The sequence below is a fragment of the Streptomyces sp. NPDC056479 genome (assembly GCF_042795335.1).
Taxonomy (GTDB): domain Bacteria; phylum Actinomycetota; class Actinomycetes; order Streptomycetales; family Streptomycetaceae; genus Streptomyces.
Window position 1 is genome coordinate 340356 of sequence record NZ_JBHTRZ010000005.1, and the last position, 12604, is coordinate 352959.

The 12604-nt window shown below is 71.5% G+C and carries 11 protein-coding genes; 7 read left to right on the top strand and 4 right to left on the bottom strand.

Features of this window, described 5'->3' with window-relative positions; translation table 11 throughout:
• The first annotated feature begins 19 nt into the window (after window positions 1-19).
• The 3 genes from ACFQ6S_RS21850 to ACFQ6S_RS21860 are packed head-to-tail and all read left to right on the top strand — an operon-like array spanning window position 20 to window position 3491.
• Entirely contained in the window at window positions 20-1000 is a 981-nt protein-coding gene (locus ACFQ6S_RS21850) for an NTP transferase domain-containing protein (protein ID WP_383412128.1), read from the top strand.
• A complete protein-coding gene (locus tag ACFQ6S_RS21855) occupies window positions 997-2385 on the top strand; it encodes a molybdopterin molybdotransferase MoeA (protein ID WP_383412131.1) in 1389 nt (462 codons plus the stop codon). Before ACFQ6S_RS21850 ends, ACFQ6S_RS21855 begins: the two co-directional genes overlap by 4 nt.
• Window positions 2382-3491 (top strand): potassium channel family protein, encoded by a 1110-nt coding sequence (locus ACFQ6S_RS21860; protein ID WP_383412134.1) that lies wholly within the window; start codon window positions 2382-2384, stop codon window positions 3489-3491. Before ACFQ6S_RS21855 ends, ACFQ6S_RS21860 begins: the two co-directional genes overlap by 4 nt.
• A 9-nt stretch (window positions 3492-3500) precedes the next feature.
• Here ACFQ6S_RS21860 and ACFQ6S_RS21865 read toward each other — a convergent pair whose 3' ends face one another.
• Together ACFQ6S_RS21865 and ACFQ6S_RS21870 are read right to left on the bottom strand one after the other, a co-directional pair.
• On the bottom strand, window positions 3501-4349 hold the full coding sequence (locus tag ACFQ6S_RS21865) for an ABC transporter permease (RefSeq protein ID WP_383412136.1): 849 nt from the start codon (window positions 4347-4349) through the stop codon (window positions 3501-3503).
• Window positions 4346-5368 carry an ATP-binding cassette domain-containing protein gene (locus tag ACFQ6S_RS21870; RefSeq protein ID WP_383412139.1) on the bottom strand — a complete coding sequence of 341 codons (1023 nt, stop codon included), beginning with the start codon at window positions 5366-5368 and terminating at the stop codon, window positions 4346-4348. Before ACFQ6S_RS21870 ends, ACFQ6S_RS21865 begins: the two co-directional genes overlap by 4 nt.
• Window positions 5369-5595: 227 nt before the next feature.
• On the opposite strand from ACFQ6S_RS21870, the gene ACFQ6S_RS21875 reads away from it, so the two are divergent.
• Window positions 5596-6576, top strand: coding sequence for an NAD(P)H-quinone oxidoreductase (locus tag ACFQ6S_RS21875; RefSeq protein ID WP_383412142.1), 981 nt, complete (start codon window positions 5596-5598; stop codon window positions 6574-6576).
• A 252-nt stretch (window positions 6577-6828) separates the two neighbouring features.
• On the opposite strand, the gene ACFQ6S_RS21880 is transcribed toward ACFQ6S_RS21875, so the two are convergent.
• Complete coding sequence (locus ACFQ6S_RS21880; protein ID WP_383412144.1) at window positions 6829-7272, bottom strand: hypothetical protein; 444 nt, start codon at window positions 7270-7272, stop codon at window positions 6829-6831.
• A gap of 510 nt (window positions 7273-7782) precedes the next feature.
• Here ACFQ6S_RS21880 and ACFQ6S_RS21885 point away from each other — a divergent pair.
• The gene (locus tag ACFQ6S_RS21885; protein WP_383412147.1) at window positions 7783-8337 is read left to right on the top strand and encodes a PadR family transcriptional regulator; all 555 of its coding nucleotides are present in this window, start codon (window positions 7783-7785) and stop codon (window positions 8335-8337) included.
• Window positions 8338-8423: 86 nt separating this feature from the next.
• Window positions 8424-8966, top strand: coding sequence for a bacterial proteasome activator family protein (locus ACFQ6S_RS21890; RefSeq protein WP_383412150.1), 543 nt, complete (start codon window positions 8424-8426; stop codon window positions 8964-8966).
• A gap of 70 nt (window positions 8967-9036) precedes the next feature.
• Here ACFQ6S_RS21890 and ACFQ6S_RS21895 read toward each other — a convergent pair whose 3' ends face one another.
• Complete coding sequence (locus ACFQ6S_RS21895) at window positions 9037-10677, bottom strand: protein kinase (RefSeq protein WP_383412153.1); 1641 nt, start codon at window positions 10675-10677, stop codon at window positions 9037-9039.
• 350 nt (window positions 10678-11027) lie between these two features.
• Between ACFQ6S_RS21895 and ACFQ6S_RS21900 the strand changes: the two genes are divergently transcribed.
• Window positions 11028-12584, top strand: coding sequence for a protein kinase (locus tag ACFQ6S_RS21900; protein ID WP_383412156.1), 1557 nt, complete (start codon window positions 11028-11030; stop codon window positions 12582-12584).
• Window positions 12585-12604 lie beyond the last annotated feature (20 nt).

Here is a 12604-nt window from a genome sequence, read left to right on the forward strand (position 1 = left end):
AGGCACGCATACTCGGGGGGTGACCGCGAACGGGCCGACGGGCGAGCAGGGCGCCACCGACACGGGACACGACGTCGTGTACGACGCCGTCGTGCTCGCCGGAGGCGGTGCCCGGCGCCTCGGCGGCGTGGACAAGCCCGCCGTACGCGTCGGCGGGCGCCCGCTGCTCGACCGTGTGCTCGCCGCCTGCGCCGAGGCGCGCACGGCCGTCGTCGTCGCCGGCCCCCGCCCCACCGCGCGCCCGGTGACCTGGGCGCGCGAGGACCCGCCGGGCGGCGGACCGGTGGCCGCCCTCGACGCGGGCCTGCGTCACACCACCGCGGACCTTGTCGTCGTCCTCTCGGCCGACCTGCCGTTCCTCGACGAGCGGACGGTACGGCGGCTGCTGACCGCCCTGCGCACCGGGCGAGCCGACGGCGCCCTGCTCACCGACGCCGACGGCCGTGACCAGCCGCTCGTCGCCGCGTACCGCGCGCCTGTGCTGCGCCGCGAACTGGCCGCACTCGCCCAAGGGCACGACGGCCCGGCCGGTCCCGGGGCCGCCGGTCTCACCGGCCTCCCCCTGCGCCGGCTGACCGGCGCGCTCGACCTCATCCGCGTCCCCGACCCCGTCGCGTCCTTCGACTGCGACACCTGGGACGACATCGCCACCGCCAGGGCACGCATCAGGGAGCATGGGCACGTGTTGGATGAATGGATTTCCGCAGTCAAGGACGAACTGGGCATCGACCTCGACGTCGACATCAAGGTGCTGCTGGACCTCGCCCGCGACGCCGCCCACGGCGTGGCGCGACCCGCGGCCCCGCTGACCACCTTCCTCGTCGGATACGCGGCAGCGCAGGCTCAGGGCGGCCCCGAAGCCGTCGCCGAGGCTGCCCGCAAGGCCGCCGCGCTCGCCCTGCGCTGGGCGGAGGAGGCCGCCGCCGAGTCCGACGCGACCGCCGCCAAGCCCGACGCGGCCCCCGACGCCACCCCCGACACCCGGCCGGACGCCGGATGACCGCCCGCGGCATCCGGACGGACGAGGACGCCGAGGACCTCGACGTCGAGGAGGTGCTCGCCCTAGTGAACGAGGACAACGCTCACCGCACCCCTGGCGACCACGTGCCCCCACCCACCCCGCGCCCCCAGGGCCAGGGCCCCCGTCGGCCGGACCATGACCAGCAGAACCGCCACGAGGACCGCCACCACAAGGCAACCCCGTGGCCCGAAGCGCGCGACATCGCCGCCCGTTCCCGGGCCGTCGGCCGCGCTCCGCTCTCCGTCCCCCTCGACGCGGCCCTCGGCCTCACCCTGTCCGAGCCGCTCACCGCCCTCAGTGATCTGCCCTCCTTCGACACCTCGGCGATGGACGGCTGGGCGGTCGCGGGCCCCGGACCCTGGGACGTACGGGAGAAAGGCGTTCTGGCCGGGCACGGCGAGCCCGACCCGCTCACCGACGGCGAGGCCGTCGGTATCGCGACCGGCGCCCGCATCCCCCCGGACACCACCGCCGTCCTGCGCAGCGAGCATGGCCGCACCGACGACAAGGGCCATCTGCACGCCACCCGGGAGATCCAGCCCGGCCAGGACATCCGCGCACGCGGCCAGGAGTGCCGTAACGGCGATCAACTGCTCGCCGTCGGCACGCTGGTGACCCCGGCGGTGCTCGGCCTGGCGGCGGCCGCGGGATACGACGCCGTCACCGCAGTGCCCCGCCCCCGCGTCGAAGTCCTGATCCTCGGCGACGAGTTGCTCACCGAAGGGCTGCCGCACGACGGGCTGATCCGCGACGCCCTCGGCCCGATGCTGCCGCCCTGGCTGCGTGCGTTGGGCGCCGAGGTCACCGCCGTACGCCGGCTCGGTGATGATGCCAAGGCCCTGCGCAAGGCCCTCACCAAGTCCGACGCCGACCTGATCGTCACCACCGGCGGCACCGCGGCCGGCCCCGTCGACCATGTCCACCCCACGCTTCAGCGCATCGACGCCGAACTCCTGGTGGACGGCGTCAAGGTGCGGCCCGGCCACCCCATGCTGCTGGCCCGCATCAAGGAGAACCAGCACCTCGTCGGTCTGCCCGGCAACCCCCTCGCCGCGGTCTCCGGCCTGCTCACCCTGGCCGAACCGATGCTGCGCACCCTCGCGGCCCGCCCCGCCCCCGAGTCGTACACGCTGCCCCTGAAGGAAGCGGCGCACGGCCACCCGTACGACACCCGGCTCATCCCCGTCGTGCTGCGCGGTGACCATGCCGTGCCGTTGCACTACCAGGGACCGGCCATGCTGCGGGGCATGGCGGCGGCGGACGCCGTCGCCGTCGTGCCGCCGGGTGGCGCACGGGCTGGTCAGGAGGCGGAACTGCTCGATCTGCCCTGGGCCAGTGCCGGCATCGAGGTGTGTTTCACGTGAAACTTCCCGGCCAGGACGCCATAGCGCGCCGGGCGGACGAGCGTGTCGAGACCTACCGGGTCAAGCTCCCGAAGAAGATCGTGGAGCATCCGTTCCGGCAGGTCGCCAAGCGGGTCACGCTGGCACTGGCCCTGCTCGTGGCGACCGCCTTGATCGTCTATGCCGACCATGACGGCTACAACGACAACTCCGACGGTTCCGTCGATCTCCTCGACGCCTTCTACTACGCGACCGTCAGCCTCTCCACCACCGGATACGGCGACATCACCCCGGTCAGTGACGCCGCCCGGCTCACCAATATCTTCGTCATCACGCCCCTGCGCGTGCTGTTCCTGATCATCCTGGTCGGCACCACTCTTGAGGTCCTCACCGAACGGACCCGGGAGGAATGGCGTCTGAACCGCTGGAGGTCCACCTTGCGCGACCACACCGTCGTCGTCGGCTTCGGCACGAAGGGGCGTTCGGCGATCCAGACCGTCTGCGCGACCGGGCTGCGGAAGGAGCAGGTCGTCGTGGTCGACCCGAGTTCCAAGGTGATCGAGGCGGCCGTCGCGGAGGGATACGCCGGGGTCACGGGTGACGCGACCCGCAGCGAGGTTCTGATGCGGGCCGAGGTGCACAAGGCGCGGAAGATCATCATCGCGACCCAGCGGGACGACACGGCCGTCCTGGTGACGCTGACAGCCCGGCAGCTCAACCGCGGCGCGAAGATCGTGGCCGCGGTGCGTGAGGAGGAGAACGCCCCGCTGCTGAAGCAGTCCGGCGCCGACGCGGTCATCACCAGTGCCAGTGCGGCCGGGCGGCTGCTCGGCCTGTCCGTGCTCAGTCCCGCCGCCGGGATGGTCCTGGAGGACCTGATCCACCAGGGCAGCGGACTCGACATCGTCGAACGGCCGGTCATAAAGGCCGAGGTGGGCAAGACCCCGCGGCAGACCGACGACCTGGTGGTCAGCGTCATCCGGGGGCATCGGGTGCTCGGATACGACGATTCGGCCGTCGGGACACTGGAGTTGACGGACCGGCTGATCACCATCGTGCGCGCGACGCCGGCCACTCAGGTGACTCCCGATGACCGGCGTCTGCCCCCAGGGATGAAGCCCATCTGAGGCCGGGCCCTACTTGCGGTTGTACAGCCGCATCGTGATCGGCCCGAAGACCAGCACGAACAGGCCTGCCCAGCCCACCGACCAGGCGACCTCGGCGGCCGGCCAGTCGCCCGCCATCAACCCGCGCACGGCCGAGGCGAGATGGGTGATCGGGCTGTTGTTCACGAACGCCTGGAGCCAGCCCGGCATGGTCTTCGGGTCGACGAAGACGTTGGACAGGAAGGTGAGCGGGAAGATCACCATCATGCTGACGCCCATCACCGACTTCTCGGAGCGCAGCATCAGCCCGAACATCGTCCAGATCCACGAGAACGCGAACGAGAAGGCGACCAGCAGCGCGATCCCGGCCAGCACTCCGGCGACTCCGCCGTCCGGGCGGTAGCCCAGGATCATGCCGACGGTGAGCATCACGATGGACGCGATGGTGTAGCGCAGGGCGTCGCCCAGCAGATAGCCGACCATCGTCGACGGCCGCCAGATCGGCAGCGAACGAAAGCGGTCGAAGACGCCCTTCTCGATGTCGGTGTTCACCGAGACGCCGGTGTACATCGTGATCATCACGACCGACATCACCAGGATGCCCGGCAGCAGGAACTGGATGTACTCCTTCGGGGAGCCGGCCAGGGCACCCCCGAACAGGTACGTGTACATCAGCACCATCATGATCGGGAACGCGGTGACGTCGAAGAGCTGCTCCGGCACATGCTTGATCTTCAGGATCGCCCGCCAGCCGAAGGTCATGGAGGCCGACCAGGCGCTGGGCCGCGGCGGACGCTCCTTGGTGACGAGCAGTGCGGCGAGCGACTCGGCGCTGACGGGGGCGAGTTCCTTGCTCTCGGTCTGCGTCACGGTGCTCATGCCGTCACCTCGTCCTTGTCCTCGTTGTCGTCCTTGGTCTCGTGGGTGTCGTGTCCGGTGAGGGCGAGGAACACCTCGTCCAGGCTGGGCTGGCCCAGCGAGAAGTTGTCGACGGTGATGCCGGTGCGGGCGAGCTCCGCGAGCGCGCGGCCCGCCTGTTCCGCCGCGCCCTGGCCGTTGTTCGCCCCGGAACCGACGCGGGCGGTGAGTGCGACGGGGTCGGACTCCAGCTGCACGTCCGCGTCCAGTGCCAGCCGCAGCACGCGCTCGGCCTCCGGCCGCTGCTCCGGATCACGCAGCCGCAGATGGACGGACCCGGCGCCGACGGACGCCTTCAGCTCGCCCTTGGTCCCCTCAGCGATCACCTTGCCGCGGTCGATGACGGCGATCCGGGACGCCAACTGGTCGGCCTCGTCGAGGTACTGCGTGGTCAGCAGCACGGTGGTGCCCTGTGAGACGACCGCGCGCACGATGTCCCACACCTGGTTGCGGCTGCGCGGGTCGAGTCCGGTCGTCGGCTCGTCGAGGAAGAGCAGGTCAGGGGTGTTGAGGATCGATGCGGCGATGTCGATACGGCGTCGCATGCCGCCGGAGTAGTTCTTGACCTGCTTGCCGGCCGCGTCCGTCAGCCCGAAGGCCTCCAGCAGCTGCGCGGCGCGCTCCCGCGCGGCCTGCTTGCCGTGGCCGAGGAGCCGGGCCAGCAGGACCAGGTTCTCGGTGCCGGTGAGGTCTTCGTCCACGGAGGCGTACTGACCGGTGAGGCTCACCCGGCCGCGTACGGCGTCGGCCTCGCGGACGACGTCGTGGCCGAAGACATGGGCCTCGCCGCCGTCGGGTCGTAGCAGGGTGGCGAGCATTTTCACCGTGGTGGTCTTGCCGGCGCCGTTGGGGCCGAGGACGCCGTAGACCGTGCCGGCCGGGACCGCGAGGTCCACGCCGTCGACGGCCCGTGTCTCGCCGAACGTCTTCACCAGGCCGGCGGTCTCGATCGCGAGACCGGACGTCGTCTGCGTGCTCATGCTGTCGGGGTCCTTCCGGGTGGTCCTTCCGCGTTCTTGGGGTACGCATAGGGAGACTTTTACGGTCGCGCAAACTCATCGGCGGCGCACAGGGATTTTCGAAGGACCCGCCCAAGGACCGAGGGACACGGGGACAAAGACCGAGGGACACGGGCCAATGACCCAGGGCGCGGGGACAAGGGACCTAGGGCCAGGGGGAGCGGGGTCCGAGGAGTAGCGTCCGTCCCATGCATGCGATCACGATTCCCGAACCTGGTGGGCCCGAGGCGCTGGTGTGGGACGAGGTCCCCGATCCCGTGGCCGGTGAGGGCGAGGTGCTGGTCGAGGTGGTGGCCGGGGCCGTCAACCGCGCCGACATTCTGCAGCGTCAGGGCTTCTACAACCCGCCGCCCGGTGCCTCCCCCTACCCCGGCCTGGAGTGCTCCGGCCGGATCTCCGCGCTCGGCCCCAACGTCTCCGGCTGGGCCGTCGGCGACGAGGTGTGCGCACTGCTCGCGGGTGGCGGCTACGCCGAGAAGGTCGTCGTGCCGGCCGGTCAGCTGCTGCCCCTGCCCAAGGGCGTGAGCCTGACGCAGGCCGCCGCGCTGCCCGAGGTGGTCTGCACGGTCTGGTCCAACGTCTTCATGGTCGCCCACCTCCGCCCCGGCGAGACGCTGCTCGTGCACGGCGGCTCCAGCGGTATCGGCACCATGGCCATCCAGCTGGCCAAGGCCGTCGGCGCCAACGTCGCCGTCACCGCGGGCAGCAAGGAGAAACTGGAACGGTGCGCCGAGCTGGGCGCCGACATCCTGATCAACTACCGGGAGCAGGACTTCGTCGACGAGCTCAAGCAGGCCACCGACGGCGCCGGTGCCGACGTCATCCTCGACAACATGGGCGCCAAGTACCTCGACCGCAACATCCAGAGCCTCGCCGTCAACGGGCGTCTCGCCATCATCGGCATGCAGGGCGGCATCAAGGGCGAGCTCAACATCGGCGCGCTCCTCGGCAAGCGCGGCGCCATCAGCGCGACCTCGCTGCGCGCCCGCCCCCTCGCCGAGAAGGCGGCGATCGTGGCAGCCGTCCGCGAACACGTCTGGCCCCTCCTGGACGCCGGCCACGTACGCCCGGTCGTCGACCGGGAGCTCCCCATGAGCGACGCGGCCGAGGCACACCGGGTGGTGGAGGAGAGCGGGCACGTGGGCAAGGTGCTCCTCGTCGTGCCGTAGGACAACCGGTAGGACACCCGCTAGGCCGTGTCCGCAAAGTCCCGCCTGCCCCGCGACGCACGGCACGCTCCCCCAGAGGGGGACTCCCACTCGCCGCACCGGGCGAAAGCCCACGTAAGTCCAGTACGAGGGCACCCGCCCGGCACGCCGAGAGCACCCTCCCCCACGCTCGAACAACCTTGCGCGGGGGGACCCCCATCGCCGCCGCGTGGCCCGCCCTCCGGGCGGACGACGGGACCTTGCGGACACGGCCTAGCCGCGCCGCAGCCGCAGGCCCACGAAGGCGAGGCCCAGGCCGAGCCCGATGAGCACGAGCCCCGAGCCGAGGGGCAGCAGTTCGAGCACGGGCTCGGCGGGGCCGTCGGCGCGTGGGGCGGGATGCCGTGCCGGGTGGGCCGACGGGGTGGCGGGCGACGGATCCTCGGCGGGGGCGTCGGCGGCATCCGAGCTCTCGGCCGCGCTCCCCCCGTCGTCCTCACGCTCCTCCGGCGGCCCCGAGCGGTCCCTGTCCCCTTCGTCGACGCCGTCACCGCGATCCCGCGCCGCCTCCTGGTCCTCCAGCGGCCCCTTCTCCCGCCCGGGCCGCTCCCGACCCTCACCGGCCCTGCTCCCGGCGCGGGATGGCTTGTCGGAGGGGTCGGGCCGGGACGCGGCCGGTCCGTGGGCGGTAGGGCTGGACGACCCCCTGGGCTGCACCGCCTTCCCCGATTCCCCGGGCGATTTGCCGGACGACTTCCCGGGCTCCCCGGCTGTTTCGCCCGGCGCGCCAGAGGAAGCGGAGGGGCCCTCGGACGCCTCAGGCGGGGACGAAGGCGGAGCCTCGGCCGAGGAGCCGGACGATGCCCCCGAGCCGGCCGTGGATGCCCCCGAGCCGGCCGTGGGCGAATCCCCGGGCTCCGGGGAAACCTCGGACGACGGCCGGGACACAGCCGTGGAACCGGCGGGCGCGACCACGGACCAAGCCTCGCCGACCGGGGCATCAAGGCCGTACGACACCGCGGCCCCCCACGGCCCGGCGACCAGCCCCGCCACCACCAGGACCAGCGGTCCCGCCCGCCACGGCACGGCGCGAGGCCCACTCGAGGCCGCTCGCGTACGCCCCCGCACCGCCCCCAGCCATGAAGTCATGGAACAACCCTCACAGCACCCGGCACGCCCGGCATTCCGGACACCGCCACCCGACCCGATCGGGCGCACAATCCGTTTATGTCGATACGGCACGGGCTCCTGGCGATTCTGCGAGCCGGCCCCCGCTACGGCTCCCGGTTGCGCACCGACTTCCAGGCGCGCACGGGGGGTACCTGGCCGCTGAACATCGGGCAGGTCTATACGACCCTGGGGCGTCTGCAGCGGGACGGCATGGTCGTCCAGGACGGCACGGACGAGGCGGGGCGGGTGCTGTACGCCCTGACGGACGCGGGCCGCGCCGAGCTGCGGGCCTGGTTCGAACGGCCCGTGGAGCGGGTCGGTCCACCGCGCGACGAGCTGGCGATCAAGCTGGTGATGGCGGTGGGGGCGCCCGACGTCGACGTACGGGAGGTCGTGCAGGCACAGCGCCGGCATGTGGCCGAGGCCCTGGACGCCTGCGTACGGCAGCGGGCCGAGACCCTGGCCCGGGCGCACGAGCACCCCGACGACATGGCCCGGCTGCTCGTCCTGGACCAGCGCGTCCTCCACGCCGAGGCGGAGAGCCGCTGGCTGGACCTCTGCGAGGCCCGGCTCACCCGGCTCACCCGGGCCGCAGGGCGGCCGGCGGACTGACAGAAACAGCGGGGACGTAAAAGGTGGATCACCCCACACCGGGGGCACCACGATGATGAGCTGTACGGGTGCGAGAGAATGGCGGCATGGAGATGCCGAGGAACGACAGGCAGCCCGAGCACCCCCAGATCCTGGTCGTGGGCCAGGACGGGATGGCGCTGAGCGGCGGCAACGGAGACGAGGACTCCCGCGAGGTTCCGGTGACGGAGCAGGTCGAGCAGCCCGCGAAGGTCATGCGGATCGGCAGCATGATCAAGCAGCTGCTCGAAGAGGTGCGCGTGGCTCCCCTCGACGAGGCGAGCCGGGTCCGGCTGAAGGAGATCCACGCCAGTTCGGTGAAGGAGCTGGAGGACGGCCTGGCGCCGGAGCTCGTCGAGGAGCTGGAGCGGCTCTCCCTGCCGTTCACGGACGAGGCGACCCCCTCCGACGCGGAACTGCGCATCGCGCAGGCCCAGTTGGTCGGCTGGCTGGAGGGCCTCTTCCACGGCATCCAGACCACGCTCTTCGCCCAGCAGATGGCCGCGCGTGCCCAGCTGGAGCAGATGCGCCGAGCCCTCCCGCCGGGGGTCGGCGGTCACGAGGACGGAGAGCAGCACCCGGGCGGCCGCTCGGGCGGGCCCTACCTGTAAGTAATCGCCGCCCCAGATCCGCGAAGGGCCCGGCAGCCAGATGCTGCCGGGCCCTTTCAGTTCGCCGGGGTCACTCCGGATTGCCCGTCGAGACCTGGAACTCCATCTCCGGGGGGTCGTCCGGGTCGAAGTCCGTCCGCGCCGTGGGCGACTGCCGCATGACGGTGCCGTCGCCGAAGGTGTTCTCGTCGACGGCGACCTTCTTGTACTCCCACCCCGCGGCCTTGAGGCACGCTTCGACCGACGACCAGTGCTTGAACGCAAAGCTCGGCATCGTCACCTTGTCCGGGTCGAGGTACGACTCGTCCGGCTCGGTGCACTCGCTCGTCTCGACCGTGTTCTCGGTGTCCCCCGCCCGGTATCCCGCCTTCTTCGTCGTCGACGTCGTCGGGGTCTCGCCGCCCCCGCGCGCGTCGTCCTCGGAGCCGCCGCCCTTCAGAGCCAGCGCGGCGATCAGGCCGACCACCGCGACGATGGACACGACGATCGAGCCGATGATCACCGGCTTGTTGTTCTTGCCGCCGCCCGAAGTGGTGGGTGCCTGGGGCGAGATGGAATACGGTGGCGGCGTGGCATGGCCCGGCTGCGGGGAGTACGCCGCCGGCGGGGGCGTCTGGAAGCCCGGCTGCTGCTGCGGGTAGCCGTATGCCGGAGAGGGTGCGGACGGCGGCGGGGTGGTGCCGTACGGGTTCGGGGCCGGGGTCGGCTGGTACGGCGACTGGACCGGGCCGCCGGGCGGGGGCGTCTGGCCGACCGGCGGGAACACCGAGGCGCCGACGCCCTGGCCGCTCTGGGTGTGGCCGCCCGGCACGATGCTCGGCGGGGCGGCCTGGAAGGAAGCGGCCACGCGCATGCACTCGTCGCGCATGGACTCGGCGCTAGGGAAGCGCTCGTTCGGGTTCTTCTTCAGCGCGCGGGCCACCAGCGCGTCCACGGCCGGCGGCAGCGCGCGGTTGATCGAGGACGGAGCGACCGGCTCCTCCTGCACATGCGCGTACGCGATCGCCAGCGGGGAGTCCGCGTCGAACGGGAGCCGCCCGGTGACGAGTTGGAACAGCATGATGCCGACCGAGTACAGGTCGGAGCGGGCGTCCACGGCCCGGCCGAGCGCCTGTTCCGGCGAGAGGTACTGCGGGGTGCCGACGACCATGCCGGTCTGGGTCATCGAGGTCACACCGGACTGCATGGCGCGCGCGATGCCGAAGTCCATCACCTTGACCACGCCACGCTTGTTCAGCATCACGTTGCCCGGCTTGATGTCCCGGTGGACCAGACCCATCTCGTGGCTGATCTCCAGAGCGGCGAGCACATCCGCGGTGATCTTCAGCGCCTTGTCGGCGGGCACCGCGCCGAACTGCCGTACGTCCTCGTCGAAGACCGAGCTGAGCGGGCGGCCCTCGATGTACTCCATGACGATGTACGGCGTCGTCATGCCCTCGACGGTGTCCTCGCCGGTGTCGAAGACCGAGACGATGTTGGTGTGCGTGAGTTTGGCCACGGCCTGCGCCTCGCGGCGGAAGCGCTCGCGGAACGCCTGCTCGCGGCCGAGCTCGGTGTGCAGGGTCTTGATCGCGACCTGCCGGTCGAGCACGGAGTCGTACGCGAGGTGCACCGCGGCCATGCCGCCCTGGCCGAGCAGGTCGCGCAGCTGATAGCGGCCGCCGGCCAGCGCCCGCCCCGCGCCTGCGCCCTGTGCGCCGTCCTGGCTCATGTTCTGCGTCCCCCGTGCCTCTCGGGCGCCTGCGGCCCCCTGGACCGAGCGGTCCCGAGTGATCCAATGTGCTATTCCCGGCCAAGTCTGCCCGACGGCACTGACAGGTCAAGCGCGGTGCCCGATCCGTGACCGTACGCGAAGGGAGCGTCGCGGAAGCGTTACAGGGGCCGTACGGTCGGTGCACAGAATTTGCACGAGGAGACGGGGTACCGGTTTGATGGCCGGTCTGTCTCCGTCCGGTTGGGGCTACCGTCTCGGACCGGCGGCTTGCGCTGAGGCTGTAGCGTGGCCGACGGAGACCGTAACAACACCGCGCGCACCGCGGGCAGAAACGACGGCGAGGACCGATGGCACAGCAGCAGCGCGCTCAGGGCCCGTCCGACCCCGAGGCGGCTGGCGGCGGTATGTCAGACGCGCCGGAAATGTGGGGTAATGGCGGACTTGTCGGGGACGGCCGTTACAGGCTGACCCGCAGACTCGGCCGGGGCGGCATGGCCGAGGTGTTCGCGGCCGAGGACGTGCGTCTCGGCCGCACCGTGGCGGTCAAGCTGCTGCGCTCCGACCTTGCCGAGGACCCGGTGTCCAAGGCCCGCTTCACGCGCGAGGCCCAGTCGGTGGCCGGCCTCAACCACCATGCGATCGTCGCCGTGTACGACTCCGGCGAGGACTTCGTGAACGGCCAGAGCGTGCCGTACATCGTCATGGAGATCGTCGAGGGCCGCACCATCCGCGACCTCCTCATCAACGCCGAGGCACCCGGCCCCGAGCAGGCGCTGATCATCGTCTCCGGCGTCCTGGAGGCTCTCGCCTATTCGCACCAGCACGGCATCGTGCACCGCGACATCAAGCCCGCCAACGTCATCATCACCCACAACGGCGCCGTGAAGGTGATGGACTTCGGCATCGCCCGCGCCCTGCACGGCGCGCAGTCGACGATGACGCAGACCGGCATGGTCATGGGCACCCCGCAGTACCTGTCGCCCGAGCAGGCGCTCGGCAAGGCGGTCGACCACCGCTCCGACCTGTACGCGACGGGCTGCCTCCTCTACGAACTCCTCGCGCTCAGGCCCCCCTTCACCGGCGAGACGCCGCTGTCGGTGGTCTACCAGCACGTCCAGGACATCCCGACCCCGCCGTCCGAGGTCTCCGACGCCACGCCGCCGGAGCTCGACGGCCTGGTCATGCGCTCGCTCGCCAAGGAGCCGGACGACCGGTTCCAGACGGCCGAGGAGATGCGCGGCCTCGTCCAGTACGGCCTGCAGATGCTGTACGACCACGGCGGCCACACCGGCACCTGGAACACCGGCCCGGTGACCATGCACGAGGGCCGCCACACCCCGGCATCGGGCTTCGCCAACACGACCGTCATGGGTCACCCCGGCGATCCGGCCTCCGGTACGACGCAGATCCCGCAGCAGATCCTGCCCTCCGGGTACGGCGGCGGGGACGACGGCGGCTTCGAAGGGCACGGCAACCGGGGCAGCGGCCGCGGCAAGCTGTGGATCCTCGCCGTCCTCGCGGTGGTCGCCATCGCGGCGGGCGTCGCGCTGGCGCTGAACAACGGCGGCGGTGGCGGCGGCAACAAGGACACCGATCAGACGCCGACCGTCTCGCAGACCACCGACGAGGACAAGGCGACCGACGAGCCGACCGACGAGGCCACCGAGGAGCCGACCGAGGAGGTCACGGACGACGGCTCCGGCACGGGCGCCGACCCGGACTACACGCAGACCGAGGAGCCGACCGAGGAGCCCACCGAGGAGCCGACGCAGGAGCCCACGGAGGAGCCGACCACGGCCGAGCCGACGGAGGAGCCGACCGAGGAGCCCACCGAGGAGCCGACGGAGGACCCGACGGTGGATCCGACGCTTCCGACCGCCCCGACGGACGGCACCGGAGGCTGACCGGCCGCCCGTGCGGGCCT